The sequence below is a fragment of the Magnetospira thiophila genome, assembly GCF_054657015.1.
Genome location: NZ_BAAHXF010000002.1, coordinates 1,566,844 through 1,593,302 on the forward strand (window position 1 = coordinate 1,566,844; position 26,459 = coordinate 1,593,302).

Annotated in this window: 21 protein-coding genes and 1 pseudogene; 11 read left to right on the plus strand and 11 right to left on the minus strand. The window is 61.6% G+C overall.

Annotation, left to right across the window (positions count from 1 at the left end; all coding sequences use genetic code 11):
* The first annotated feature begins 8 nt into the window (after window positions 1-8).
* Complete coding sequence (locus ACYQ1P_RS17145) at window positions 9-908, plus strand: PAS domain-containing protein (RefSeq protein ID WP_460021559.1); 900 nt, start codon at window positions 9-11, stop codon at window positions 906-908.
* A 12-nt stretch (window positions 909-920) separates the two neighbouring features.
* A pseudogene (locus tag ACYQ1P_RS17150) lies at window positions 921-2,282 on the plus strand (sensor histidine kinase); the annotation flags it as partial.
* A 6-nt stretch (window positions 2,283-2,288) separates the two neighbouring features.
* On the opposite strand, the gene dtd reads toward ACYQ1P_RS17150, so the two are convergent.
* From dtd to ACYQ1P_RS17175, 5 genes are all read right to left on the minus strand, one after another.
* Window positions 2,289-2,732 (minus strand): D-aminoacyl-tRNA deacylase, encoded by a 444-nt coding sequence (gene dtd, locus ACYQ1P_RS17155; protein WP_460021560.1) that lies wholly within the window; start codon window positions 2,730-2,732, stop codon window positions 2,289-2,291.
* Window positions 2,729-3,193, minus strand: a complete 465-nt coding sequence (locus ACYQ1P_RS17160) for a hypothetical protein (protein ID WP_460021561.1) — start codon at window positions 3,191-3,193, stop codon at window positions 2,729-2,731. Before ACYQ1P_RS17160 ends, dtd begins: the two co-directional genes overlap by 4 nt.
* A gap of 65 nt (window positions 3,194-3,258) precedes the next feature.
* Complete coding sequence (cobT, locus tag ACYQ1P_RS17165) at window positions 3,259-5,112, minus strand: cobaltochelatase subunit CobT (RefSeq protein WP_460021562.1); 1,854 nt, start codon at window positions 5,110-5,112, stop codon at window positions 3,259-3,261.
* 6 nt (window positions 5,113-5,118) lie between these two features.
* On the minus strand, window positions 5,119-6,120 hold the full coding sequence (cobS, locus tag ACYQ1P_RS17170) for a cobaltochelatase subunit CobS (protein ID WP_460021563.1): 1,002 nt from the start codon (window positions 6,118-6,120) through the stop codon (window positions 5,119-5,121).
* Window positions 6,121-6,213: 93 nt separating this feature from the next.
* A complete protein-coding gene (locus tag ACYQ1P_RS17175; protein ID WP_460021564.1) occupies window positions 6,214-7,191 on the minus strand; it encodes a hypothetical protein in 978 nt (325 codons plus the stop codon).
* A gap of 255 nt (window positions 7,192-7,446) precedes the next feature.
* Here ACYQ1P_RS17175 and ACYQ1P_RS17180 point away from each other — a divergent pair, with 255 nt between their 5' ends.
* The 4 genes from ACYQ1P_RS17180 (at window position 7,447) to ACYQ1P_RS17195 (ending at window position 12,837) form a co-directional block, all read left to right on the plus strand.
* On the plus strand, window positions 7,447-9,714 hold the full coding sequence (locus tag ACYQ1P_RS17180) for an efflux RND transporter permease subunit (RefSeq protein ID WP_460021565.1): 2,268 nt from the start codon (window positions 7,447-7,449) through the stop codon (window positions 9,712-9,714).
* Complete coding sequence (locus ACYQ1P_RS17185; RefSeq protein ID WP_460021566.1) at window positions 9,711-10,505, plus strand: outer membrane lipoprotein-sorting protein; 795 nt, start codon at window positions 9,711-9,713, stop codon at window positions 10,503-10,505. Before ACYQ1P_RS17180 ends, ACYQ1P_RS17185 begins: the two co-directional genes overlap by 4 nt.
* Before the next feature lie 18 nt (window positions 10,506-10,523).
* Window positions 10,524-11,759: a hypothetical protein gene (locus ACYQ1P_RS17190; RefSeq protein WP_460021567.1), complete on the plus strand. Its 1,236-nt coding sequence runs from the start codon at window positions 10,524-10,526 to the stop codon at window positions 11,757-11,759.
* 97 nt (window positions 11,760-11,856) lie between these two features.
* Window positions 11,857-12,837, plus strand: a complete 981-nt coding sequence (locus ACYQ1P_RS17195; protein ID WP_460021568.1) for a hypothetical protein — start codon at window positions 11,857-11,859, stop codon at window positions 12,835-12,837.
* A gap of 7 nt (window positions 12,838-12,844) precedes the next feature.
* Here ACYQ1P_RS17195 and galE read toward each other — a convergent pair whose 3' ends face one another.
* Both galE and ACYQ1P_RS17205 read right to left on the minus strand, forming a co-directional pair.
* Complete coding sequence (gene galE, locus ACYQ1P_RS17200) at window positions 12,845-13,828, minus strand: UDP-glucose 4-epimerase GalE (RefSeq protein ID WP_460021569.1); 984 nt, start codon at window positions 13,826-13,828, stop codon at window positions 12,845-12,847.
* 30 nt (window positions 13,829-13,858) lie between these two features.
* The gene (locus ACYQ1P_RS17205) at window positions 13,859-13,990 is read right to left on the minus strand and encodes a hypothetical protein (protein WP_460021570.1); all 132 of its coding nucleotides are present in this window, start codon (window positions 13,988-13,990) and stop codon (window positions 13,859-13,861) included.
* Here ACYQ1P_RS17205 and ACYQ1P_RS17210 point away from each other — a divergent pair.
* Genes ACYQ1P_RS17210 through ACYQ1P_RS17220 form a run of 3 tightly spaced genes read left to right on the plus strand, consistent with a single transcriptional unit; the run spans window position 13,989 to window position 17,481 of the window.
* Window positions 13,989-15,146 (plus strand): TIGR03088 family PEP-CTERM/XrtA system glycosyltransferase, encoded by a 1,158-nt coding sequence (locus tag ACYQ1P_RS17210; protein ID WP_460021571.1) that lies wholly within the window; start codon window positions 13,989-13,991, stop codon window positions 15,144-15,146. The two genes, ACYQ1P_RS17205 and ACYQ1P_RS17210, sit on opposite strands and share 2 nt — an antisense overlap.
* On the plus strand, window positions 15,143-16,330 hold the full coding sequence (locus ACYQ1P_RS17215) for a glycosyltransferase family 4 protein (protein WP_460021572.1): 1,188 nt from the start codon (window positions 15,143-15,145) through the stop codon (window positions 16,328-16,330). Before ACYQ1P_RS17210 ends, ACYQ1P_RS17215 begins: the two co-directional genes overlap by 4 nt.
* Window positions 16,327-17,481 carry a glycosyltransferase family 4 protein gene (locus ACYQ1P_RS17220; protein ID WP_460021573.1) on the plus strand — a complete coding sequence of 385 codons (1,155 nt, stop codon included), beginning with the start codon at window positions 16,327-16,329 and terminating at the stop codon, window positions 17,479-17,481. Before ACYQ1P_RS17215 ends, ACYQ1P_RS17220 begins: the two co-directional genes overlap by 4 nt.
* 1 nt (window position 17,482) lies before the next feature.
* Here the strand turns inward: ACYQ1P_RS17220 and wecB are convergent, their stop codons facing one another.
* Window positions 17,483-18,574, minus strand: a complete 1,092-nt coding sequence (gene wecB, locus ACYQ1P_RS17225; protein ID WP_460021574.1) for a non-hydrolyzing UDP-N-acetylglucosamine 2-epimerase — start codon at window positions 18,572-18,574, stop codon at window positions 17,483-17,485.
* 246 nt (window positions 18,575-18,820) lie between these two features.
* Between wecB and prsT the strand changes: the two genes are divergently transcribed.
* Together prsT and ACYQ1P_RS17235 are read left to right on the plus strand one after the other, a co-directional pair.
* On the plus strand, window positions 18,821-21,643 hold the full coding sequence (gene prsT / locus ACYQ1P_RS17230) for an XrtA/PEP-CTERM system TPR-repeat protein PrsT (protein ID WP_460021575.1): 2,823 nt from the start codon (window positions 18,821-18,823) through the stop codon (window positions 21,641-21,643).
* 27 nt (window positions 21,644-21,670) lie between these two features.
* The gene (locus ACYQ1P_RS17235; RefSeq protein ID WP_460021576.1) at window positions 21,671-22,645 is read left to right on the plus strand and encodes a GDP-L-fucose synthase family protein; all 975 of its coding nucleotides are present in this window, start codon (window positions 21,671-21,673) and stop codon (window positions 22,643-22,645) included.
* Here ACYQ1P_RS17235 and ACYQ1P_RS17240 read toward each other — a convergent pair.
* From ACYQ1P_RS17240 to ACYQ1P_RS17250, 3 genes are read right to left on the minus strand one after another with little or no spacing between them, the layout of a single operon-like run.
* A complete protein-coding gene (locus ACYQ1P_RS17240) occupies window positions 22,618-23,934 on the minus strand; it encodes a glycosyltransferase family protein (RefSeq protein ID WP_460021577.1) in 1,317 nt (438 codons plus the stop codon). The genes ACYQ1P_RS17235 and ACYQ1P_RS17240 overlap by 28 nt on opposite strands.
* On the minus strand, window positions 23,931-24,506 hold the full coding sequence (locus ACYQ1P_RS17245) for an NUDIX hydrolase (protein ID WP_460021578.1): 576 nt from the start codon (window positions 24,504-24,506) through the stop codon (window positions 23,931-23,933). The genes ACYQ1P_RS17240 and ACYQ1P_RS17245 overlap by 4 nt, the downstream gene beginning before the upstream one ends.
* The gene (locus ACYQ1P_RS17250) at window positions 24,503-26,374 is read right to left on the minus strand and encodes a B12-binding domain-containing radical SAM protein (RefSeq protein ID WP_460021579.1); all 1,872 of its coding nucleotides are present in this window, start codon (window positions 26,372-26,374) and stop codon (window positions 24,503-24,505) included. Before ACYQ1P_RS17250 ends, ACYQ1P_RS17245 begins: the two co-directional genes overlap by 4 nt.
* Between the last annotated feature and the right edge of the window lie 85 nt (window positions 26,375-26,459).

Consider the following 26,459-nt stretch of genomic DNA (forward strand, 5'->3'; position numbering starts at 1 on the left):
AATCGGGAATGGGAAACAGGATTCAAGAAGCCAACAAAGAATTCGCGGCGGAAAAACAGGATTCATTTGTTTGCCGCGACATCGTTGATCATCATGCCGACCTGATCTGTCAATTTCTTGCCGACGGAACGTTGGTTTTCGCCAACAGGGCTTACTGTCGTTTTTTTGGCCTTGATCCTGCCCACATCGAGAATAGTAAGTTCACCGACTTCCTTTCCGAGGACGACCGCGCCTTCGCGCGGGCGCATTATCAGTCCCTGACCCCGGCGGAACCGGAAAGGTCGCAGGCCTACCGGTGCACGGGCCCGAAGGGGGATCCGGTGTGGATCGAGTGGCGGCATGTGGGCAAAATGAACGACCGGGGTGCGCTTATCGAAGTCCTCGCCTTCGGTCGCGACATCACCGACAGAAAAATAGCCGCCCAGACGATCCTCAGCGAAAAGGCGCGGGCCGAGACATACCTCGATATCGCGGGAGTCATGATCATCACCCTGGATACGAAGGGCACCGTGACGATGGTCAATCGTCGAGGCTGCGACGTCCTGGGGTGGTCTGCGAAGGAACTGGTTGGACGCAATTGGTTCGACACCTGTCTGCCCCCGGACGTCTGCCAGGAGGTCAAGGAGGTGGCCCGTCGTGTCGGGTCCGGCGACTTGCAAGTGGCGGCCCAGCACACCAACGAAATCCTGACCAAATCCGGCGAGCGGCGGTTGATTTCCTGGTACAACACCATGCTGACCGACGATGCGGGAAAAATCGTCGGCCTGTTGTCCTCGGGGGAGGACATCACCGAACGCACGCGGGCCGAGAGGGCCTTGGTCGCCAGTGAAAAGCTGAAAAAACAGATTCTGAACGCCCTGCCCGATCTGGTTTGGCTGAAGGATACGGAAGGCTATTACCTCGCCTGAAATCCAGTTTTTGAACGGCTGTATGGAGCCAAGGAATCCGATATTCTCGGCAAGACCGATTACGATTTCGTCGACAAGGAAACAGCCGACTTTTTCCGCCTGCACGACAAAAAGGCCGAGCGGGCGGGCGGCCCCTCGATCAATGAGGAAACGCTCACCTTTGCCGATGACGGCCATATCGCACAGACGGAAACCATCAAGACGCCGATCATCGACGAGGATGGCTCCGTCATCGGTATTCTCGGCATCGGTCGGGACATCAGCAACAGAAAACGCATTGAGGAATCTCTGCGCCGCAGTGAAGCCTTCGCCAAGGCGATTATCGAAAACGAGCCGGAATGCGTGAAAATCGTCGGGCCGGGCGGGGTGCTGCAATACATGAACCCGGCTGGTCTGGCGATGATCGAATCCGACGAACTGTCGAAGGTCCTCGGCAAATCCGTCTATCCGATCATCGACAGGGAACATCGAAAGGCTTTTACCGATCTGACCGAACGGGTGTTGAACGGCGAAACCGGCAACCTGGATTTTCGGATCGTCGGATTGAAAGGCACCCCGCGCTGGCTCTCCACCCACGCGGTGCCCCTTCTGGATGCGAATGGCCGTGTGGAAGCCCTGCTCGGCCTGACGCGGGACATCACGCAACAAAAAGAAACCCAGGCGCGCATCGAGGAGGTGCTCGCCGAATTGAAGCGCTCCAACGAGGAATTGGAGCAATTCGCCTATGTGTCGTCCCATGACCTTCGGGAACCGTTGCGCATGATCACCAGTTATCTGCAATTGCTGCAACGCTCACATGGTCAGAATCTCGACCAGGAGGCGCACGAGTATATCGCGTTCGCCGTCGATGGCGCGCGGCGCATGGAACAGTTGATCCTCGATCTTCTGTCCTACTCCCGGATCAACTCTCAGAAGTCCGCAGCCCAACCGATAGACTGTCAGTTGATCATCGAACGGGTGCGGGAAAATCTGCGCGCGTCCATCAGCGAAAAAAGCGCCACCCTCCAGGTCGGACCCCTGCCGACGGTGGTCGGAGACGGGGCGCAATTTCTCAGCCTGTTCCAGAATTTGATCGGCAACGCGCTCAAATACGCCGCCCCCGACCGCCCCCCTGAAATCACCATCACCGCCGAACCACAGGGTGACGAATGGCTGTTCCGGATCGACGACAACGGCATCGGCATCGAGCCCACCTATTACCAACGGATTTTCGTGATCTTTCAGCGCCTGCACAATCGGGAACAATTTGAAGGCACCGGAATCGGCCTCACCATCTGCAAAAAAATCGTCGAGAATCACGGAAGTCGCATCTGGGTGGAAAGCGAACCCGGCGTCGGCAGCAGGTTCTTTTTCACCCTGCCCGCCGCATCGTGACCAGACCTACGACCCACTATCCAGCCACAGGGTCACCGGGCCGTCGTTGATCAAACGCACCTTCATATCCGCGCCGAAACGCCCGGTCGCCACGGTCAGCCCCTGCCCTCGAAGTTCTTGCACGAACATTTCATAAAAAGCCTGACCTTTATCTGGAGGAGCGGCGGCGGAGAAACCGGGCCGATTGCCCTTGCGCCAATCGGCGGCCAGGGTGAACTGGCTGATCGCCAACACGGCCCCTTCGATATTCTGAACCGATTGGTTCATTTTGCCGTCGGCATCGGGAAAAATGCGTAATCTGGCGACTTTCCCGGCCAGAAAGCCAACATCTTCGGGTCGGTCATCGGGCATCGCGCAGACAAACACCAGCAGCCCCCGTCCGATGGCCCCGACGGTTTCCCCCTCGACGCTCACCGCGGCCTCGGACACCCGCTGCACGACCAGTTTCATATCCGGCCTAGGGCCACGTCGGAACAGATCTTGCGGAAGGTGCGCTGGCTGACCCGATCAGACAGCGGCGGCTGGGAAGTCAGGTCGCTCAGACGGCCATAGATTTCCGCCGCCTTGCGATCCAGATCCTTGACGTTCCAGGGAAACGCCTCGAAGGCCGCCACGGCGCGGGCCAACCGGGTGCGGAACAGGCTTTCCAGACCGGCCCCGTCGGTTTCGGTGGCATTGTCCGCCTGGGCCAGTATGTGGGTCAGCGCCAGCACCGCCGCCTTGTTCCAGCAATTGGCGCTGATGTTGGCGGTATAGCGTTCCACCAACTGCTCCAATTGATCATCGACGGCAAACAGGATCTCCATCTTGTCGAGACCCTTTTGATGCAGCCGGTAGGCATGTTCGAGCAGCGGCTGAATGTTTTCCGATGCACAGGCGTCGGCCCCCGGGCAGCGTTTGCAGGACTCCATGGTTGGCTCCCTTTTCGTCTGGTTCCTTCCTCATATGGGGATCAACCCCAAATGAGTCCATCCCTTCAACCGTGTCGCTGACGGCGGTTGACGGCCGGCTCATCAAACAGATCGGTCAAATTCTGCAACATGGTGCCGCCCAACTCCTCGGCGTCGACAATGGTCACGGCCCGACGGTAGTAGCGGGTCACGTCATGGCCGATGCCGATGGCCAGCAGTTCCACCGACGATCGGGTCTCGATGTAGTCGATCACATGGCGCAGATGACGTTCCAGATAATGTCCCGGATTGACCGACAGGGTCGCGTCATCCACTGGCGCACCGTCGGAAATGACCATCAGGATGCGTCGCTGTTCGGGCCGCCCGATCAGCCGGTCATGGGCCCAGCTCAGGGCCTCGCCGTCGATGTTTTCCTTCAGCAATCCCTCGCGCAGCATCAGTCCGAGATTGCGTCTTGCCCGCCGCCAGGGGGCATCGGCGGCCTTGTAGACGATATGGCGCAAATCGTTGAGGCGGCCCGGATTGGCCGGTTTGCCATCCTGCACCCATTTGTCGCGGGCCATGCCGCCCTTCCAGGCCCGGGTGGTGAAGCCCAACACCTCCACCTTGACCCCGCAGCGTTCCAGGGTATGAGCCAGAATGTCGGCGGAGATGGCGGCGACGGTGATCGGTCGCCCGCGCATGGAGCCCGAATTGTCGATCAACAGGCTGACTACCGTGTCCTTGAAATCGGTGTCCTTCTCCCATTTGTAGGACAGCGGCTGCAACGGGTCGATGACGATCCGCACCAGCCGCGCCGCATCCAGATAGCCTTCCTCCAGATCGAAATCCCAGGACCGTTGCTGCTTGGCCATCAGCCTGCGTTGCAGCCGGTTGGCCAGCCGCGACACCACCCCCTGGAGATGGGACAATTGCAGATCCAACTGCGCCCGCAGTCGGGTCAGCTCTTCCGGGTCGCACAACTCGGCGGCGTCCACCACTTCGTCGAAGGCGGTGCTGTAGGCCCGGTAGGCGGTGCGCTGCGCGCCCTGCTCCTCCCGATTGTCGCCCGGCTTCGACGGCCCAGCAGGGGTCTCGTCCCCATGGCCTGGAATCAGGTCCTCGGTGCCCTCGGTGCTGCCGCTTTCCTGGCTATCGATCTCGCCGTCGGACATGCGGGCTTCGCCGTCGCTGGGCAGATCCTCGCCAGCCTGTTCGCGCCCGGCCTCGTCGGGGGGCGGGTCGGCAGGATTTTCGGCCCGGTCCTCGCCCTCTTCGCTGTCTTCCTCTTCCTCGGAATCCAGGTCTTGCGGCGGTGCCAGATCAAGCAGGTTCATGATTTCGCGCAAGACCTGGGCGAAACGCTTCTGATCGCTCATCACGTCAGGCAGATCATCGAGCCGCCCCTTGAGCCGCTTTGTCAGTTCGGCCCGCCACAGATTGGCCGCCGGTTGGACCACATCGGGCAACGCCCGCCCGGTCAAGGTTTCGCGCACCAGCAACCCCAGGGCATCGGCCAGCGGCACCTCGGCCCGGTCGGTCACCGAACCGTAGCCCCGGGCGCGGCCCCGTTCATTGAGCAGGCGGTCGAGATTTCCGGCCACGCCGGGCAGGCGGCGACTGCCCAAGGCTTCCACCCGCGCCTGTTCCACCGCGTCGAACAGGGCTTCCGCCTCGTCGCTGCCCTTCGGCCTCAGGCGCTGGTGCAGGCGGTCGTCGTGATAGCGCAGTCGCAGGGCGGCGGCATCGGCGGCCCCGCGCAGACGGCCCAGTTCCTCCGACGGCACCTTCAGAGTCGGCGTCGGCAGGCGCACGGTCTGACCGCTGACATTCTGATTGCCGGGCGAAAAAACCACTTCGGTCCGCCGGTCCTCGGCCAGCGCCTTGACCGCCGCAGCGGTGACCCGCTTGATCCGCTCCTGACGATTTTCGGCGGTCATGACAGCCTACAGCACCGACGCCCGGGCCACCGATTCCGGCAGTTCCTCGCCGAAACAGCGTTGATAGTATTCGGCCACCACGGCGCGTTCCGTCTCGTCGCACTTGTTGAGGAAGGTGACCCGGAAAGCGAACGGCAGATCACCGAAAATCTCGGCATTCTCGGCCCAGGTGAGCACCGTACGCGGCGACATGACGGTGGAAATATCGCCGTTGATAAAGCCCGAGCGGGTCATGTCGGCCAGTTCGACCATGGCCCCGATCTGCTGCTTGCCCTCGGCGCTTTGATAGGCGGGCATCTTGGCCAGCATGATGTCCACCTCGGCGTCATGGGGTAGATAGTTCAAGGTGGCGACGATGTTCCAGCGGTCCATCTGTCCCTGGTTGATCTGCTGGGTGCCGTGATAGAGGCCAGTGGTATCGCCCAGCCCCACCGTGTTGGCGGTGGAGAACAGCCGGAAACAGGGATGCGGGCGAATCACCTTGGTCTGGTCGAGCAGGGTCAGCTTGCCCTCGCGCTCCAGAATGCGCTGAATCACAAACATCACATCCGGGCGTCCGGCGTCGTATTCGTCGAACACCAGGGCCACCGGGTTCTGCAACGCCCAGGGCAACATACCTTCCTTGAACTCGGTGATCTGCTGGCCGTCCTGCAATACGATGGCGTCCTTGCCGATCAGGTCGATCCGGGAAATATGGCTGTCCAGGTTGATCCGCACACAGGGCCAGTTGAGCCGGGCCGCCACCTGTTCGATATGGGTCGATTTGCCGGTGCCGTGATAGCCCTGGATCATCACCCGCCGGTTATGGGCGAACCCGGCCAGGATCGCCAGGGTGGTTTCCTTGTCGAACAGATAGGTGTCGTCGCGCTCCGGCACATGGGCCTCGCCACGACTGAACGCCGGAACCTTGAGGTCCACGTCGATCTTGAAGGTCTCGCGCACGTCGAGGGTGAGATCCGGGGCATTGAGGGGAAAGCCGCTATCGGTGCCGATGATACTGTTCGTCATGTTCTGAAGGTCCGTCGATCCGTAGGTGAGCCGGGGAGGTGGAGTCGGTATTGGTCTTACCATGCCGCCGCGCCCCGACCGACCGCTTTTTTGTCACAGGGTGAAGGGCAACGTCGCCGCCGCGCCGTCCTCCCAGCCCTGAACCTTCAGGGAGCCGCTGCCCGGGTTGGCGATGACCGACAGCCGCGTGGCCGCATTGAGCAACGGCGGACGGACCCAGGAAAAGTCCGTGGGCAGCCGGTCGCGTTCGGCCAGCATATGATGATAGCGCCCCGGCGAGTCCCAGCCCCGGTCATGGCCGGGATGCTCCAGGGCCACCCAATCGTTGGCCACCACGGCGGGATAGGCGCGCACGGCGGCCGCGTCCTCGGTCCGCTCGATGACGCAGCCCTGACCGACTGCCGCCCCGACCAGGGTATAAAATACCGGCAGGCAGAGTTCCGTATCGCGCAGGACTTCCAGGGCCTCGTCGTAGGTGGCGCAGGTCTCGCAGACCTGTCGCAGCAAATGAGAAGGCGGTAACGCCAGACGGTGCCGCCAGGCCAATCGATTGAGTCCCCAGTCGATCCATTTGGGTCCCCATCGCCGAGTCATTGGCGGCTGATTGATCGCCACCGCAAACCGGCCCGGGGCCATGGCGGTCAACACTCCGACGAAGCCCGGCCAGGTAATGTTGAGAAAATCTCCGGCCGGTCCGTGTTGACGCAGCACCATGGCCGCTCGTCCCAGGCCATCGAATTGCCAGTCCAGGGTGCGCACCAGGCGCGGCGTTTCTGCCTCGGGATCCGGAGCCGCCGCCGCCGTGCAGGCCCATTCGTAGCTGAGATTCAACAAATAGGCGCCGGGGCGACCGACCAGTTTGGCGATTTGGTGAATCTCGTCGATGTAGGGATCGTCCGACCGTTCCAGCCAACGGCGCGACAGCCGGTCCCCCAGGCGCAGGGCCATCTTGCCGTAATCCCGCCGCGCGGTTTTCAGCAGCATGTGCAACCGCGCTGCTTCCATCCCGGCCAGCTCTGGCAGGCCACCGGCTGCCATATCGTGATAGGGCAGATGCTGCATCTGGTCCATTCCCGCACCCTCCTTGCCGCCATTTTAGCACGAAAACTTTCTGTATTTCCATGACATAGCGCCGCTTGAAGTTCCCGCGAACAACCCGGCATAAATGCAAAAATGCCGTGACGGGGACCTTGAACTTGAGTAGTCTGCACAATGGGCGGACGGGTTTGTCCGAGTGCGGTTGCGCGTCTGCGGGCGGGCAGTTCAATATTTGGTGGGGAGGTTCCGTTGGCCGGACAAGGAACGGACGTCAAGCATGAGAGTGCCTTGGCGCGTTTGATCATTCACTATCGTTGGCTGATCATCGTTTTGAGCTTTGTGATGGCGGCGGCGGTCGGTTCTGGAGGGCGTTTCCTGACCCTCGATACGGACAGCCGGGTCTACCTGGACCACAACAATCCCGACCGTATCGCGCTGGAGACCCTGGAATCGACCTATACCAAGGACAACAGCCTGCTCATCGTGCTGGCCCCCAAGAACGGCAATATCTACACCCGTGAGACCCTGTCCGTGATCAAGGAGTTGACCGAGGCAGGGTGGCAGACTCCCTACTCGCGCCGCGTCGACTCGCTGACCAATTTCCAGTATTCCCACGCCAACGGCGATGAATTGATCATCGAGGATTTCGTGTCCGACCCGGAGTCCATGACCGATGAGGACCTGGAAAAACTGCGCGACATCGCGGTCACCCGCAAGCCGCTGTTCGGCAAGGTGATTACCGCCAAGGGCGATGTGACGGCCATCAATATCACCGTTCTCAACCCGGGTAATTCGCAGCAGGAAATCCCCGAAATCGTCACCTACGTGCGCAATCTGGTCGCCGAGACCAAGGCCAAGCACCCGGAAATCGACTTCTACCTGACCGGCGGCGTGATGATCGACATGACCTTCGCCGAGGCCTCGCAGGAGGATTCCAAGACCCTGATCCCGGCCATGCTGATCTTCATTTTCCTGATCGTCGGTTTCACCCTGAGAACCTTCTGGGGTACCGTCGGCACGGTGATCGTCATTGCCCTGGCGGTTGTCTCGACCATGGGACTGGCTGGCTGGATGGGCTTCGTCATCAATTCCTCCACCGCCGCCGCCCCGGTAATCATCATGACCCTGGCCGTGGCCGACAGCGTCCACCTGCTGGCCAGCCATTATTTCTATCTCCGCGAGGGGCTGGACCGCGACGCGGCGATCAAGGAATCCATCCGCGTCAACATGTCGCCGGTGTTCGTCACCAGCCTGACCACGGCGGTCGGTTTCCTGTCCCTGAATTCCAGCGAATCACCGCCGTTGCGCGAACTGGGCACGGTGGTCGCCAGCGGCGTCACCTTCGCCTGGTTCTATTCGGTCATGTTCCTGCCCGCCCTGATCGCCATCCTGCCGACCCGGGTCAAGGCGGTGGAGAGTTCCAACAGCTGGATGAACAAGATCGGCGACTTCGTGGTCGCCAACCGACGCAAACTGCTGATCACCATGACCCTGGCCACCGTGGTGCTGTCCCTGGGTAGTTTCAAGATCGTGCTGGATGACGATTTCATCCGCTACTTCGATCATCGTTATCAATTCCGCGTCGATGCGGATTACACCCAGCAGAACTTGACCGGGTTGCATGCCCTCGAATTCTCCCTGCCCTCGGGGCAGGAAGGCGGCATCACCGACCCTGGCTATCTGGCCAAGGTGGATGCTTTCGCCGAATGGTTCCGCCAACAAGACCATGTAGTTCATGTGTCGGCGCTGTCCGATACCATCAAGCGGCTCAACGAGAACGTCCACGCGGACGACCCGAGCCAATACCGCATTCCCGAATCGAGCGAAGCGGCGGCCCAGTATCTGATGCTCTACGAGCTATCGGTGCCCTACGGCCTCGACCTCAATTCACAGATGGATATCGGCAAGTCCTCGTCGCGCTTCACGGCGACGGTCGTCAACACCACCGCCAACGACATCCTGGCTCTGGTCGACAAGAGCGAGGGCTGGCTGAAGCAGAACGCCCCGGAGATGTACACCAAGGCCACCGGCATGTCGGTGGCGGTGTCGCATATCTCCGGCAACAACATCAAATCCATGCTCGGCGGGACCCTCGGGGCGCTGGTGATCATTTCGTTCATCCTGTATTTCGTGCTGCGCAACGCCAAGGTCGCCCTGATCAGCCTGGCCCCCAACCTGATGCCCGCCGCCATCGCCTTCGGCATCTGGGGCTACCTGTTCCAAGAGGTCAACCTCGCTATTGCCGTGGTGGTCGCCATGACCTTGGGCATCGTGGTCGATGACACGGTGCATGTGCTATCCAAATACCTGCGTGCCCGTCGCGAGTACGGCTATTCCCCCGAAGAGGCGGTGCGCTATGCCATCCGCGCCGTCGGCACGGCCATGGTCGTCACCACCTTTGCCCTGGTGGTCGGTTTCGGCATTCTGGCCACGTCCGGTTTCGCGGTAAACGGCGATATGGGCCTGTTGAGTGCCATCACCATCGCGGTGGCGCTGATTACCGACCTGTTTTTCCTGCCGCCGCTTTTGATGATGTTCGAGAGGAAAGAATCATGATGTTTCGTACCGCTGCCCTGACCGCCGTTGTTTTGGCTCTGCCCTTTGCCGCCCTGGCGGAAACCCCGGAGGAAAAGGGCCTGCGCATCGCCACCGAAGCCAAGGCCTATGACGGCGGCTTCGGCGATTACGAGGCCAATGGCGAAATGACCCTGCGCAACAAGAGCGGCGACGAAAGCGTGCGCAGTTTCTCGTCGCAGACCCTGGAACAGCCTGGCGAGGGCGACAAGAGCCTGATGGTGTTCCAGTCGCCGGCCGACATCAAGGGCACCGCCTTGCTCACCCACGCCCACAAAACCGCCGATGACGACCAGTGGCTTTATCTCCCGGCCATGAAGCGGGTCAAGCGGATCAGCTCGTCCAACCGCTCCGGTTCGTTCGTTGGCTCCGAGTTCTCCTATGAAGACCTGTCGAGCCCCGAGGTGGAGAAGTACACCTACAAATGGCTCAAGGAAGAGCCCTGCCCGACCGACGCCGCCCTGACCTGCCAAGTGTCCGAGCGGTATCCCACCGACAAGACCTCGGGCTACAAGAAACAGATCCTGTGGCTCGAAACCCAGACCTATCGGGTGGTCAAGATCGACTACTACGATCGCAAGGACTCGTTCCTCAAGACCCTGACCCAGACCGAATACAAGGTCTACAAGGACAAGCACTGGCGGCCGCACAACATGGAAATGGTCAACCATCAAACCGGCAAAAGCACGACCATGAAATGGAGCGACTTCAACTTCGGAGCCGGTCTGTCGGAAGGCAATTTCCAACCTAACCGCTTGAAGTCCGTGCGCTAAGAAAAGAGGGACCCGGATATGACTGCCCGTTCACTCTCCCTGTCCACCCTCGGCCTGTTGGCCGCCGTCCTGGCCTTCCCCGCCGTGGCTGAAGACACGGGAGAGAGCGGTGTGCACGAGTTCGGCGGCTATCTGGGCTTCGAGAGCCGGGTGTTCTTCTCCAGCCCGGCGTTCAACCGGCAGGAAGGATCGCGGGTGCAGCCCTCCTTGATGCTGCAACCGGAATACCGCTACGAATGGAACGACGGCCTGGACCGCATCACGGTCATTCCCTATGGCCGGATCGACGCGGTGGATCGCCAGCGCACCCACTTCGACATGCGCGAGCTCAACTGGCAGCGTCTGGGCGACGACTGGGACATGCGGGTCGGGTTGGCCAAGGTGTTCTGGGGCGTCACCGAATCCCGGCATCTGGTGGATATCATCAATCAGAGCGACACGGTGGAAAACCCCAACGGCGAGGACAAGCTGGGCCAGCCCATGCTGAACGTCAATTTCCTGCGCGACTGGGGCACCGTCGGCGTGTTCGTCCTGCCCGGCTTCCGCGAGCGCACCTATCCGGGCTGGAGTGGGCGGCTGCGCGACCAGATCCCCACCGATGTGGACAATCCCGCCTATGAGGCCAATTCGCGGGGGCGTCACGTGGATTTTGCCCTACGCTATGCCCACTTCATCGACGACTGGGATATCGGTCTGTCCTATTTCCATGGCACCGGACGCGAGCCGAGACTGCCCATCACCACGGACAAAGGGGGCCGTCTGGTCCGCACGCCCACCTATGACCTGATTGATCAGGTGGGGCTTGATCTGCAATCCACCCAGGATGCCTGGCTGTTCAAGCTCGAAGCCATCTCCCGTTGGGGCAACGGCGACCGCCAGTTCTTCGCCGCCGTGCCGGGGGTTGAATACACCATTTATGATCTGATGGAGACGGGGGCCGATCTGGGGCTACTAGCGGAATATCTCTACGATGACCGCAACGCCAATGCCCCGGTCACCTCTGCCGACCACGATCTGTTCATGGCCTTGCGGCTGACCGTCAATGATTCCGATGATACGGACTTTCTGCTCGGCACCACCATCGACCGCCTCACCGGCGGCATGGGGGTCGGCATCGAAGCCAGCACCCGGATCAACGCCAACTGGACGGCGGAACTGGAGGGCAGCATTATCGCCAATATGCCCTGGAATGATCCGATGACCGGCCTGCGTCAGGACGATTATCTCCAATTACGTCTGCTGCGCTATTTTTGACTCCCTGCCCATGGACAGCCTTTGCCACTTGTCGTACCCTTGATCCCCAGGGCAGGTTCCCTTCGGGGTTGTGTGCGAATCAAGAGTTGAGGCAGACATGAGCGGCTGGCGCACCAACAAGGCTTATACGCATCGCAAGATTGGCAGGATCGGGCTGGGCATGATCGCCACCCTGCTTCTCGCCGCATCCGCCCTGGCCGACCCGGCCAAGATTGGCGGACAAAGCTCCGGCGGTCTCAATTTCAAGGATTTGGGCAGCACCGGTTTCGGGGAGGGTTCCTTCCTGAAAGGCAAGAATGCCCCCCTTTCGCTGGGCACCCCCCTTGATTCCGGGGCCTTCCTGCCGACGGCCCCCGCCCAGCAGGAAACGTTCACACCGGATGCCACCTTCTCCAATCTGTCCGGTACAGGCGAGCGCCAGACCCCGGATCTGTATAATCAACCCAAGGCATCGCCCGCTTCCGGCGTCAATCTCGGACGCATTCTCGACATGTACGGCGCCACCCCGCAAGCACCGACTCAGACGGCGTCTCCTGCGGTTCCGGGGCAACAGCCGCCTGAGCAGGATCCCACGGACCCCGCCACCCGCGAGGCTCTCAGCGCCATCAAGGCCGCACTCAGTTCCCCCGGCGGGGCGAGTACTCAGGCCCCGACGGGCGGTGGCGAGGGCGGCGGCAGCAACGCCCCCCCCCTGATCGTCAAGGAAGCCTTCAAGGACATTGCTGATACCTTGCTTGATCCGGTCGTGCAGAGTGACGGAACGGTGAGCATTTCCGTCCTCGGCCTGGGAAGAATCGATCTCAACCAGGGCGGTCGGAACATGGCCGACCAGGACGTCGACGGCGGCTCGGGCTCCAACACCGATTTCAACAGCTCAACTTTCAATGCCGGCGCCACGACCGATGCCCAAAACCAGATCAACGAGATGCAAACCCGCAAGCCCGTCGAGCGGACCGCCGACAGCGGCTTCACCGGCATTGTGAAGTCATTGCTCGGCAACTGGATTTTCTATCTGGTCGTGCTGTCGCTCGTCATCATGCTGATTGTCCTCCAAAGGACCGCCTTGCGCGGTCGCTGAGGCCAATTCAGCGGGGGCGATTTTCCCAGGTATAGGCCGATTCGATGATCGTCCGCAGGTCATCGTAACGGGGCGTCCAGCCGAGCAGGGTGCGAATGCGGTCGGTGGCCGCGCAGATGTCGATGATATCTCCTTCGCGACGCGGCCCGACGATGGCGTTGATCGGTGCCCCAGAGATGTCGCCCACCATGTCAACCACCTGACGGACGGTGAATCCGCGCCCGTAGCCGCAATTCATGATCTGACTCTCGCCGCCGGATTTGAGATAGTCCAGCGCCGCCACATGGGCGTCGGCGAGGTCGGTGACATGGATGAAATCGCGCACGCAGGTGCCGTCCACCGTGTCATAGTCATCGCCGAAAATGGTCATGGACGGGCGCAGGCCCGCCGCCACCTCGCAGGCCACCTTGATCAGATGGGTGGCATTGGGCGTGCTCTGCCCGGTGCGGCCTTTCGGATCGGCCCCGGCCACGTTGAAATAGCGCAGGGCCACATAGGTCATGTCGCTGGCCGCCGCCACGTCGCGCAGCATGTATTCGGTCATCAGCTTCGAGGTGCCATAGGGGGTCAGCGGCTTTACGGGCTCGTCCTCGGTCACCGGCAGGGTCACCGGATCGCCATACACGGCGGCGGTGGACGAAAAAATGAAGGCCCCGATCCCGGCGGCCAGACTGGCTTCGATCAGCGACCGGCTGACGCAGGTGTTGTTGCGGTAGTACTTCAAGGGGTCGGTGACCGACTCCGGCACCACCGTGAATCCGGCGAAATGGATGACCGCAGAACAGCCATGCTTTTTCATGATCGCCAGGGAATTGTCGTAATCGCCCACGTCCCCTTCGTAAAAGGTCACCGCGTCCGGCAATTGCTCGCGCACCCCTGTGGTCAGGTTGTCGATCACCACCGCCTGCCATCCCGCTTCCAGCAGCGCGTAACAGGTATGGCTGCCGATATAACCGGCACCGCCACTCACCAAGACCGTTCCCTTGCTCATCACATCCCCCATTTTCTGCCAACCCCCCGTTCAATAGCGCCTGAGACCTTGGTTCTGCAACAAGCGATTGGCTTGGCCCATATATTCCGCCTTGTCTCCTTCCGGCGCAGCCGCTACCACTGTCTGGGAAATCCACTCCAGGTCCACTGTAGGAAGTTTCATGTCTGCTCCGCCGTCCGACCCCCTGGTCGTCCATATCATTGATCAATTGGGGATCGGCGGCCTGGAAGTGGTGCTGGTCAATCTGATCAACCATACCCCCCCCGGCCGCTATCGTCATGGCATCATCTGTCTGCGCGGGGCCACCGATTTCCAGAAGCGGATCACCGTGCCCGGCCTGCCCATCCACAGCCTGGGTCGCCGACCGGGCAAGGACCTGTCCATCTATCGCAAGGCCTGGTCGGTGCTGCGGGAACTGCGACCGGCCATCGTCCATTCCCATAACCTGCCGACCATCGACATGTGCCTGCCCGCCAAGCTGGCCGGAGTCCGTCATCTGGTGCATAGCGAACATGGCTGGGACATTTCCGAGGAACGGGGCGGCAGTCGCAAATACAATCTCATGCGCCGTTTTTTGTCGCCGCTGGTGGATTGCTATGTGCCGGTGTCGCGGGATATCGAGACCTGGCTGAAGGATCGCGTCGGACTGCCCGCCCGCAAGGTCCGCCATATCTACAACGGTGTCGACACCACCTGTTTTCACCCGCCGGAGGGGCCGCGCCAGCCGTTGCCGGTTCCCGGTTTCGATCAGCCGGACCGGGTGGTTTTCGGCACCGTCGGTCGCATGCAAACAGTCAAGGATCAGGTCAATCTGGCCAAGGCCTTCGTCGCCCTGGCCGAACGCCGCCCCGATTTGATGGGCCGCGCCCGTCTGGCGATGATTGGCGACGGCGACCTGCGCGCCGAATGCCTGAGGGTGCTCGACGCGGCGGAATTGACTCACCTGACATGGTTGCCCGGGGCGCGGGACGACGTGCCGGAGCTGTTGCGGAGCCTGGATGTTTATGTTCTGCCGTCGATCTCGGAGGGCATCTCCATTTCCATCCTGGAAGCCATGGCCAGCGGCCTGCCGGTGGCGGCGACCCGGGTCGGCGGCAATCCGGAACTGGTGCTCGACGGGCAGACCGGCCTGCTGATGCCGTCCCGCGATCCGGTGGCCCTGGCCGAAACCCTGGCCACTTACATGGATCAGCCGGATTTGGCGCGTCAACACGGGATCGCCGGGCGTCAACGCATTGAAGACCAGTTCAGCGTGACGGCCATGGTGAATGGCTATCTGAGTGAATATGACAAGCTGTTGGGCAAGGACATCCCATGAAACTGCTCACCTTCACCACCCTGTTTCCCAATGCGATACAGCCCCACCACGGGGTATTCGTGGAAAACCGCCAGCGCTATCTTCGGGCGTCGGGGCAGGTCGAGGCGCGGGTGGTGGCCCCGGTGCCGTGGTTTCCCTTCACCTCTTCCCGTTTCGGCAGTTACGCCGACTTCGCCCGCATTCCGGCCCGCGAGGAACGCCACGGAGTTGTCATCGAGCATCCGCGCTATGTGCTGATTCCCAAGATCGGCATGAACTGGACACCCTATTTGATGTATCGCGGGGCACGGCGCACGGTGGCGCGCATTTTGCGCGAGGGCTATGACTTCGACGTCATTGATGCCCATTATTTCTATCCCGACGGGGTCGCCGCCGCCCTGCTGGCCCGGGAATTCAACAAGCCATTGACCATCACCGCGCGGGGCACCGACCTCAATCTGATTCCGCAATTCCCCAAGCCGCGCCAAATGATCCAATGGGCTGCCGAACGGGCCGACCATATGATGACCGTCTGTCAGGCGCTCAAGGACAGCCTGCTCGAACTGGGGGTGGCGGACGAGCGGGTCACCGTGCTGCGCAACGGGGTGAACCTGGAAAATTTTGTGCCCCGGGAGCGCACCGAGGCACGTGCGCGACTGGGCATCACTGACGACCGGCGACTGCTCGCCTCGGTCGGTCATCTGATTGAGCGCAAGGGCCACGAGATTGTCATCGGGGCGCTGCCCTTGTTGCCCGATGTGCACCTGGTCATTGCCGGAGATGGGCCGGAAGACGGGGCGCTCAAGGCCCTGGCGCAAAATCTGGGGGTAACGGAGCGGGTCAATTTTCTCGGGCGCCGCCCGCACGAGGAACTGAGCTGGATCTACAGCGCCGCCGATGCCCTGGTGCTGGCCTCGTCCCGCGAGGGTTGGGCCAATGTGCTGCTGGAAGCGATGGCCTGCGGCACGCCGGTGGTCGCCTCCAACATCTGGGGCACCCCGGAAGTGGTGACCGCACCCGAGGCCGGACGGCTGATGGCCGAGCGCACGCCGCAGGCCCTGGCCGAGGCGGCCAACGATCTGTTCACTCATTATCCCGACCGGGCCGACACCCGCGCCTATGCGGAACGGTTCAGTTGGGACGACACCACCGAAGGACAATTGCGCCTGTTCGGTAACATTATTGAACGGACAGCACAGAAATGAAAATTCTGTATCATCACCGCAGCCGCTCCAAGGACGGCCAGAATGTGCATATCGAGGAAATGATCGGGGCCTTGCGCCGCCTGGGTCACGAGGTTGTGGTGGCGGCCCCGGAAATGGTCGAGGCCAGCAGCGGCCACAGCGGCGGCGCGGTGGGCCTGCTCAAGCGCCTGTTGCCCAAGGCGGCCTATGAACTCCTGGAACTGGGCTATTCGGTGACCGCCTACCGACGTTTGGAACGATTGTACAAAAAACATCACCCCGACGTACTCTATGAACGCTACAATCTCTATCAGCCGGCCGGGGTGCGGTTGAAACGCAAGTACGGCCTGCCCATGCTGCTGGAAGTCAATGCGCCGCTGGTCGAGGAGCGGGACAAATTTGGCGGCCTGGCCCTGAAGTCCCTCGCCCGCTGGTCGGAAAACCATACCTGGCGCGGGGCTGATTATTGCCTGCCGGTGACCGACGTGCTGGCCGACCACCTGCGGGCGGTCGGTGTCCCCAACGATCATATCCAAGTCATTCCCAATGGCATCAACCGCGCCCACTTCGCCGCCGCCCCGTCGCCCGAAGAGGCCAAGCGGGCGCTGAAACTGGATGGCAAATTGGTGCTCGGCTTCACCGGCTATGTGCGCGACTGGCATCGTCTGGATCTGGTGATCGACCTGCTGGCCGATGCCCCGCCAGAGACAAATTTGCATTTGCTGCTGGTCGGCGATGGTCCGGTGCGTGCCGAACTGGAAGAACAGGCCCGCGCCGCCCATCTGGAAGACCGCATCACCATCACCGGCTTCGTCGGACGCGACGAGGTGCCCGCCTATGTCGCCGCCTTTGACATTGCCCTGCAACCGGCCGTCACCGCCTATGCCTCGCCATTGAAGCTGTTCGAATACATGTTCCTGGGCCGCGCCATCGTCGGTCCCGACACCCCGAACATCCGCGAAATCCTGGTCGATGGGGAGAATGCGGTGCTATTCGATCCGGCCGTCGACGGTGCCTTCCGTGGCGCTTTGGAACGGGTGGTCTATAACCCGGAACTGCGTCAGGCCATCGGTGCCGGGGCACGGGCCACCATCGAGGATCGCGACCTGACCTGGGACGGCAACGCCCGCCGGGTGGTCGCCCTGTTCGACAGCCTGCTCAAAGCCAAATAGCTCAGACTCTCTGGGCCAGGTCCAAGGCGATACGGTCCGCCGTATGGCCGTCCCAGAATTCCGGGCGGCTGCCGGTCGGCCAATCGCCGCTCAGGGCCTGGGCCACGGCGGACTCCACTTCTTCGGGCAAGACCAGCCGGTTGCTGCCCTGACTGACGGTGATCGGGCGTTCGGTGGTATCGCGGCGGGTCAGGCAGGGAATGCCCAGATAGGTGGTTTCCTCCTGAATGCCGCCGGAATCGGTGAGCACCAGCCGCGCCCCGACCACCAGCCCCATGAAGCGGATATAGCCCATGGGCGTGGTCAGATGAATGCCCGGTGCCGCGACCAGTGCCGCTTCGAGACCGTGCGCCTGAAGACTTTTCAGGGTGCGCGGATGAACCGGAAACACCAATGGAATATCCCGCGACACCCGAAGCAGGGACTCGACCAGACCGGCCAGGGTCGCCCGGTCGTCTACATTGCTCGGGCGGTGCAGGGTGACGACCCCATATCCCCTGGCGGTCAGCCCGAATTCTTCGTAGGTCCGTTCGGCCTCCACCTGCGGACGGACCATCTCAAAGGAATCGAGCATGATATTGCCGACCCGGACAATCCGCTCCGGGGCGACCCCTTCGGCCAGCAGGTTTTCATCCGCGTCGAGGGACGGAGTCCACAACAGATCGGCGATGACGTCGGTCACCAACCGGTTGATTTCCTCCGGCATGGTGCGGTCGCGGCTGCGCAATCCGGCCTCCAGATGGGCCACCGGCAGGCACAGCTTCTTGGCCGCCAGGGTACAGGCCAGGGTCGAATTTACATCGCCGACGACGATGGTCCAGGCCGGTGGATTGTCCTGAAGAACCCGCTCGTAAGCGACCATCACCTTGGCCGTTTGTTCGGCATGGGAGCCGCTGCCCACCCCCAGATGCAGGTCGGGCTGCGGCAATCCCAGGTCCTGGAAAAAGGCATCGGACATGGCCGGGTCGTAGTGTTGGCCGGTATGAATCAACAGCGGATCGCACCACGGTTCTTTTTTGAGGCGGTGGTAAAGCGGGGCAATTTTCATGAAATTGGGGCGTGCGCCGGCGATCAGATGAATGGTCTTTGACATTTGTCCCCATCACGCGACATCTTGCCGGTGACCCTGTGTGTCCATGAATGCGGGCCGATCTTCGTCGTTTCAAGGCCATGAATCAATGTTTCATTCCGTCGCGGCACCCGCCAGCCCTTGTCGTTGGTCCTGGTTCCCGCTAGTCTCACCTCGGACATAACACCGACATATTCTTCTGGCATGTTCCGTGGTGGTTGTCCTGGACCCTTTCGGTTTTTTTTGTTTGGCAAAATGGAATCTTCAATTATGCATTCTCGATCCACCACCCTTCGCCATCGTCTGGCCACGTCGATTTTCACCGGTCTATTGATGGCCCTCACCCTGACGGCTTGTGATGACGGGACTCCGGAAAAAGTCACCCGTTCCTCCCAATCCTACATGGAGGAAGCCAAAGATCTGGCCGAACAGGGGGATATCCGTGGGGCCATCATTCAAGCCAAGAACGTGCTCAGGGAAAACCCGGATCATATCGAAGCCCGGCTGTTGATCGGCAATACCTATCTCAATGCCGGAGATGCCTGGAATGCGGAGCGCGAATTCATCGCCGCCCGCGACCTCAAGGCCCCGGTCGAGGATTGGCTGCCGCCGCTGAGTCGGACCTGGATTTCCCTGGGCAAAAGCGAGGACGTTCTCAAAATCACCCTGCCCGAGACGGCCACAACCTCGGAAACGGCCCAGTTGATCACCCAAAAAGGCCGGGCCTACATGGCCTTGAAGCAATATGATGACGCCCGCAAGTCCTTCGAAGAGGCGCTGGCCATGGCCCCGAATCTGGCCGATCCCTACCTGGGCTTGGCGCGTCTGGCCTTTCTCGACAGCAATATCGACACCGTGGCCTCGCGCTTGAAGGAAGCGGAAAAACTCGCCCCCGGCAGTGCCGAAGTCCTGTCGCTGACCGGCGATCTCGCCATGGCCCAGGGCCGCGCCGCGGATGCCGAGGTCGCCTTCATCGCCCTTGGTAAAATGATGCCGGGCAATCCGGTGCCCATCATCGCCCTGACCCGCGCCCAGATCATGGCCCAGAAAATCGACGAGGCGGAAGAAAACACCAAAAAGCTCTATAAAAGCCTGCCCGATCTCCCCCTGGTCACCTATCTGCGGGCGATGGTCGCCTACATGAAGAAGGACTATAAAACAACCGATAAGCTGACCAGCCAGATGCTCGCCACCGATGCGGACAACAAAAGCGTCCTGCTCATTGCCGGGGCATCGAAATATGCCTTGGGAGAATACGAGCAGGCGGCGAAATTCATCGGCGGCTATCTGGCCGACAACCCGGATGAGGAGCGCGCCCGGCGTCTCTACGGAGCCACCCTGTATCAGCTCGGCCATGGGGACAAAGCCATGGAAGTGCTGCGGACTCTGGCCGAGGAAAAACAGGATGACAGCCAACTTCTGGCGCTCATCGGTGCCGCGGCCATGCAGGCTCAGGACATGGAATCCAGCCGCCTCTACATCGAGAAGGTTGCTCAGTTGAAACCCGACGATGCGGCCACCCAGGCCCAGTTGGGGTCCATTAAAATCAACCTGGGCATGGCCGACGAAGGGGTGAAAAACCTGGAACGGGCGGTCGAATTGGACCCGCAGATGGAGACCGCCGTTTTCACCTTGTTCGCCACCCTGCTCAAGGAACGGCAATTCGAAAAGGCCCATGAACTGGCCAAGCGCATTCAAAAGGAAAAGCCCGATCAGTCGGTCGGCTTTTCCATGCAGGGCATCGTGCACATCGCCGAGGGAGACCTGAACAAGGCCCGTGACGCCTTCGCCCAGTCTCTGAAGGCCGATCCGGGAGCCGTGGATGCGGCCAAGAACATGGCGTCCCTGGAAATCGGAAGCAAGAATTACGATGCTGCGCGCACCTACCTGACCCAGGGAATTGAGCATAATCCCAAGAATTCCGATCTCATGATGATGCTGGCCAAGCTCGAAGCGACGGTGGGCGACGATGCCGCCACCCGGTCGTGGGTCCAGAAAGCCGTCGAAGCCACGCCCGATGCCATCCCCCCCCGGCTCGCCCTGGCCCGCATTCATTTGCAGGATAACAATCCGGTCAAGGCCCTGGGCGTCACTCAAAGCACCCTGCTCGCCAATCCAGAGAACGCCGAACTCATGAAGGTGGTCGCCCAGGCGCAATTGATGGCCGGTGAATTCGCCAATGCCGCCGATACCCTGCGTCGTCTGGTCAAGGTGGAACCGGATCAATCCCACAACTACTTCCTGCTGGCGACGGCCTATCTCAACACCAAGGATCGGCGGCGCCTGATCGATTCCCTGGAAAAAGTCGTCGAGTTGACCCCGATGCATCGGGACTCCCGGCTGATGTTGTCCCGGCTCTACATCGAGGACGGCAAGTACGCCGATGCCACGAAACTCTATGAGCCCATGAAACCGGCCGAAGGGGTGGACGCCGAAATCCTGGAGTTGGAAGCCATGTCGACCCTTGGCCAGGGCAAGGCGGCGGAAACCGTGAGCCTGCTGGAATCCGGTCTGCCCAAAGTCAAGGACCCGTCGCGCAACCTGATCGTTCTGTTGTCGGCGGCCCAATGGCGCGCCGAGCAAACGGATGCCGCCCAGACCACCCTGCTCAACTGGCTCAGCACCCATGAGGATGACACCCCGGCACGGCTGATCTATGCCACCCGCGCCATGGATCTGGGACAGAAACAAGATGCCGTGCGCGAATTCAAGATCATCGTCGAAAAAAACCCGAAGAACTGGGTGGCCCGCAACAATCTGGCCTGGACCCTGTTCGAACTGGGCGACCTGAAAGCCGCCCAGGCCGAGGCCGAGGGGGCCTTGCGAGTGGCGCCCGACCAGGCACCGGTGGTCGATACCGCCGGGGTCATCTTCCTGGCCAACAACAATATTCCCAACGCCCTCGTCAATCTGCGCAGGGTCGTCGACATGGACCCGGCAGCCCCGTCCTATCGGCTGCATCTGGCCCAGGCGCTGATCAAGAGCGGCGAGCCCAAGGAAGCGATCACCCACCTCAAGCGCGCCTTGAGCAGCGATCGGCCTTTTGCGGGGCGGGACGAGGCGACGGCGCTGCTGAACAGTCTCGCCAAATAGGGGGCGCCGGAGGCGGCGGATCGGCTCATGGGCACATCGGACGCCGCCGCCGTGTTTTCCCTGCGCGGCAAACGGGTCTTCGTCGCCGGGCACCGGGGGATGGTCGGTTGCGCCCTGATCCGCCGTCTGGCTTCGGAATCCTGTCACCTGCTGACCGTCGACCGCGCTCAGTTGGACCTGACCCGACAGGATCAGGTGGTGGACTGGTTCGCCAGCCAGCGCCCCGAGGTGGTCATCGCCGCCGCCGCCAAGGTGGGCGGCATTCAGGCCAACGACAGCCTGCCCGTCGATTTTCTCTACGACAACCTGATGATCGAGGCGAACCTCATTCAGGCCGCCTGGCGCAGCGGAGTCGAAAAACTGCTGTTTCTCGGATCAGCCTGCATCTACCCCCGCCATGCCGCGCAGCCGATCACCGAAGACGCGCTGCTCACCGCGCCACTCGAACCGACCAACCAATGGTACGCGGTGGCCAAGATCGCCGGAATCAAGCTGTGCCAGGCCTACCGCCGCCAGCATGGGGCCGATTTCATCACCGCCATTCCGGCCAATCTGTACGGCCCGGGAGACAATTTCAGCCTGAGCGGCGGCCATGTCATTCCGTCATTAATGCGCAAGCTGCACGAAGCGGCGCGAAACGGGGCTGACAGCGTGGAGATCTGGGGCACCGGCAAACCGCTGCGGGAATTCCTGCATGTGGATGATCTGGCCGACGCCCTGGTTTTTTTGCTCGGCCACTATTCGGAAGACGCGCCGATCAACGTGGGGGCCGGAAGCGACCAGAGCATAGCCGAGGTGGCCCGCCTGTTGGCCGAGGTCACGGGATACACCGGCGCCTTTCGTTTCGATTCGGACAAGCCGGACGGCATGCCGCGCAAACTGCTCGACTCCTCGCGCCTGACAGCCATTGGATGGACCCCGAAAATCGCCCTCGCCGAGGGTCTGTCCGCGACCTACGACTGGTTCCTCGCCCATCAGAAAGAGGCTCGGGGACTCTCCTGAACGCGGGCCAAGCGGTCGGTCATCTCCTCCAGGAAATGCGCCGGGCTGTGATCCCTGTGCCATTGCGGTCCGGCGGCCCAGGCCTTGCGGGCGATGGTTTCGTAGGTCTCCACGGCCTCGGATATGGCCGCCACCAGGGACTCGACCGTCGGTTCGGCCATGAGCACTCCACCGCCGTCTATGGCGGCGACGGCCTCCGCCAGATAGCTTCCCGCCGGGACCAGCATCGGTTTGCCCAGGGCCAATCCTTCCCAGAACAGACCGGACCCGGCAATCACGTAGCGCCCGGAATAGGGCATCAGCAACAGATCCGAGCCCGCCATATAGCGGTAGAAGTCCTTGGACATCAATTCGCCGGTCAGCAATTCCACATTTGCGAGGCCGCGTAGACTGTCCAGACGCTGCGGCAGGTCCGGGGCCAGGTGCCGCCAGCCCTCGTAATAGGTCAGATTGATCTGGATCTTGAATTCTACCTGCCCCGGAAAGCGCTCCAGGATTTGCGGCACCACGTCCGGCAACAACTGCGTGCCGCGCTCAAACCGGCTGTGACCGAAATAGCCGAGGGTCAACGGCAAGTCCGGCATCTGAAACTCCCCCTGCGGCATCAGCTCCGACAACAGGCTTTCTGGCTTGAAATGATCGGAAACGCCGATGGGAATCCGGTGATCGGCCAGCAAGGCCACATGGTCGGCGATGGGTTGTGTCTCGGCGGTGATCAACAGTTGATCCGGGTTCACTCCGACAAGGGTGTTCAGAGCTGCCTTGTAGGCATGGGCCTGCCAGCCGAATGTCATGGTGGCAAAGCGCATATAGTCGGTGGCCATGAGCAGCAGCGCCACCACGCAGCGTTTGCGCCGGGTGGCCTGCAATGTCCACTGGGCGACGGCGGACAGCATTCGGGCGTTCAGGGAGTGGAACACGATCATATCGCCGTTCTCGACCAGAGGGTCGAGGGCGACCTTGAACACCTCGCTGAAATAAGTGTTGAGGTAACCCGAGAACCAGCGTTCGGCCAGTTCGTCCGTCGGCAGGTCCTGACCCGGCGCGGCAATCTCGCCGGTCTCAATTTTTTCCATCACCCAGGACGGCACGGCTGAATATTGATGCCACTCGAACACCGGCACCGCCTGTACTTTCTGCCGCAAGGATTCCTCGATCAAGTTGCGATGGGCCAGGGTCGCATACTGAAAGCCGCGTTTCTGCGCCTGCTCGATAATTGACAGGTCGAAATTGAAATGATGGCCGCCATGCGACAGCAGCCAAGGGTCGACGATGATCAGGCGGCTCACGGATTGCTCCCCTCGGTGTTCAGCCGATGCCCGGCAAACAGATCAATGCCGTATCTCAGTTCGGCCAGTTTGAAGGCGCAGAGGCCAGACAGACTGTAGAATTCTCCCTTGACCACCGCCTCGGCCAGGGCGGCGGGCGGGAACAAAAGCACCTCAATGCCCGGTTCGGGGACGAAACCCTCCCGTCGCACCGCATCGCGGGCCAGAAACAGAAAATCCGACCATCCGGCCCGGTTGAGCATGAAATTGCCTTCGCCGAGATAATCCAGCCGCGGCACATCGAAGCCGGTTTCTTCCAGAATCTCCCGACGGATGGACTGTTCCGGCGTTTCTCCCGGATCGCAAATCCCGGCGGGCAGTTCCAGGGTCTTCGCCCCCACCGCCGGGCGATATTGACGCACCACTACCAGCTCCCCCGCCGCCGTCACCACGATGGCCATCACCGTATTGGGCTGGGCAATCCGATAATAAGGCTCCGGCCCCGCATGCCCAGGCAGAACGGTCATTTTCTCCTCAATGCGGAACCAGGGTGTTTCGAAGGCCACGCGCCAGGGGTCGTTGTCGTCGCTCACCCGGCCAGCCCTTCCACATCGAGTCCCAACTCATCTAATCGCTCCTGCCAGAACGGGGCTTCGGCAATCACCGCCTGAATGGCGGTCAGGGCCTGCGGGTCGGATTGCCCCCGGAGGGCCTTGACCAGATAGGCGCGGAACAACAGGGCAAACACATCGCGCGGCGCGATCACACGGGCGATGTAGTCGATGAATTTGAATGCCTGTTCCAATTTCTGTCTACGGGTTTCCTCCAACAGTCGCCCGAAGTTCAGATGATAATTCATGTAACTCCAAATGCGGGTCAGATCCTCGCCCTGGGGTGGGGCATCGGGGTCCAGCCCCTCGAACACGTCCTCGAACGGCAAGGCCATCGGACCATGGGCCTTTTGCGCCGCCGTGCGGTGTTTGCCGTAAGCCCCCAGGGTATAGCGCACCTGATCAAAATCCGACGAGGCAATCAGCCCCTCGGTGGCCATGCGGGTGAACAGCGGCGTGTTGGGCAAGGGCTGCAAGGGGGCCACGAAACACCAATCCAGGTTCATCTGCCGCGCCACCTCGAAGGTATCGCGCACCATGCCCACCGTCTCGCCGGGAAAGCCATACATCAAAAAGATGCGGGTGTTGATCTTCTGGTGCGGGCGCAGCACGTCAGCGGCGCGCAGCAACACATCCACCGTGGCCGGTTTGCGGATCGACTTGAGAATTTGCGGATTACCGCTTTCCATGCCGATATTGAGCCCGATACAGCCACTCGCTTCGGCGGCGGCAATGACGTCCTCGGTACAGGAATGGGCCAACACGCCGTTGGAGCAGTCCCAGGTCATGTTGAGATTGCGCTGGACCATGCCGTCAAACAGCGCCATCACCTTCGGGCGATCATACAGGAAATCGTCATCCAGCCACATCACATGGCCGACCCCGTAGCGCTCCTTGAGCAGGGTCAGTTCGTCGAGCATGGAATCCACTGAGCGGGAGCGCACGCCGACGCCGTTGAAATTACGCACCGTGCAGAAACTGCATTGAGCCCGGCAGCCGCGATTGAACAGCACCGTGCCGAAAACCGTATCCTCGGGCACCAGCCCATGGAAGGTGCCGATGCGGCCATGGCGGGCGAGGTCGGTCGGCGGGTCCAGATCATGGGCCGGCAAGCGGTCCAGTTCCGCATCCACCGGGCGCTTCCATCCGGCCAGATGCAACAAACCTTCAGGGCCGTTGAAGACCACCTGAGCCAGATCGTTCACGTCCCCAGCCCCATTGACCATCCGCACGAAATCGCGCAACGCGGTGTCGCATTCGTACAGAAAATACAGATCCACCATATCCAAATCGCGGACCAGCGAGGCCCGGGTATGGCTTTCGGCAAAACCGTTGGACACATGCACCCCGCCCACCGCCAGCGGCACCGACGGCGCCAAGTCGCGCACCAGGGCCAGGGTGTCGCGGGCCGACCGGTGGGTCTGGGAGAACATGCAACTGACTCCGATCAGGTTCGGCTGGAAATCGCCGATCGCCGTTTCGACGGCCTGACGGACGTAGGCCGGGAAATCGAAATCCTCGCCCTCGGGCAAAGCCTGACATGCAGCCAGCACCCCGGCATTGAGATTGAGAATCTTTGAGTCCACCTTGTCGTCGCGCAAATGCGACGCCATGGACATGGCTCCATAGGCTGGATAATTGGGATAGCGCCCCAGCCGTCCGGTGCGCAGATCGAACATGGAAGCATCGCCGTCCGGCGGTACGATGAACAAAATCCGCTGAACCGTGCCGCCTTTGAAAATGCGGTCCAGTTCGGCGCGCGCCTTGGCGGCCCATTGCGGGTCGGCGGCAAGCGCGCCGGGCTCGACCTTCAACAAAGGCTTTTCTTCGGGGGTAAGGGGCGTATCCATGGCATTGTCCGCTTCTGTGACCCGGCCTGTCCATTTCTTGGACGAAGCCATTGTAGTTCCTCCCCGCTGTCCGGGCAACAAGAGC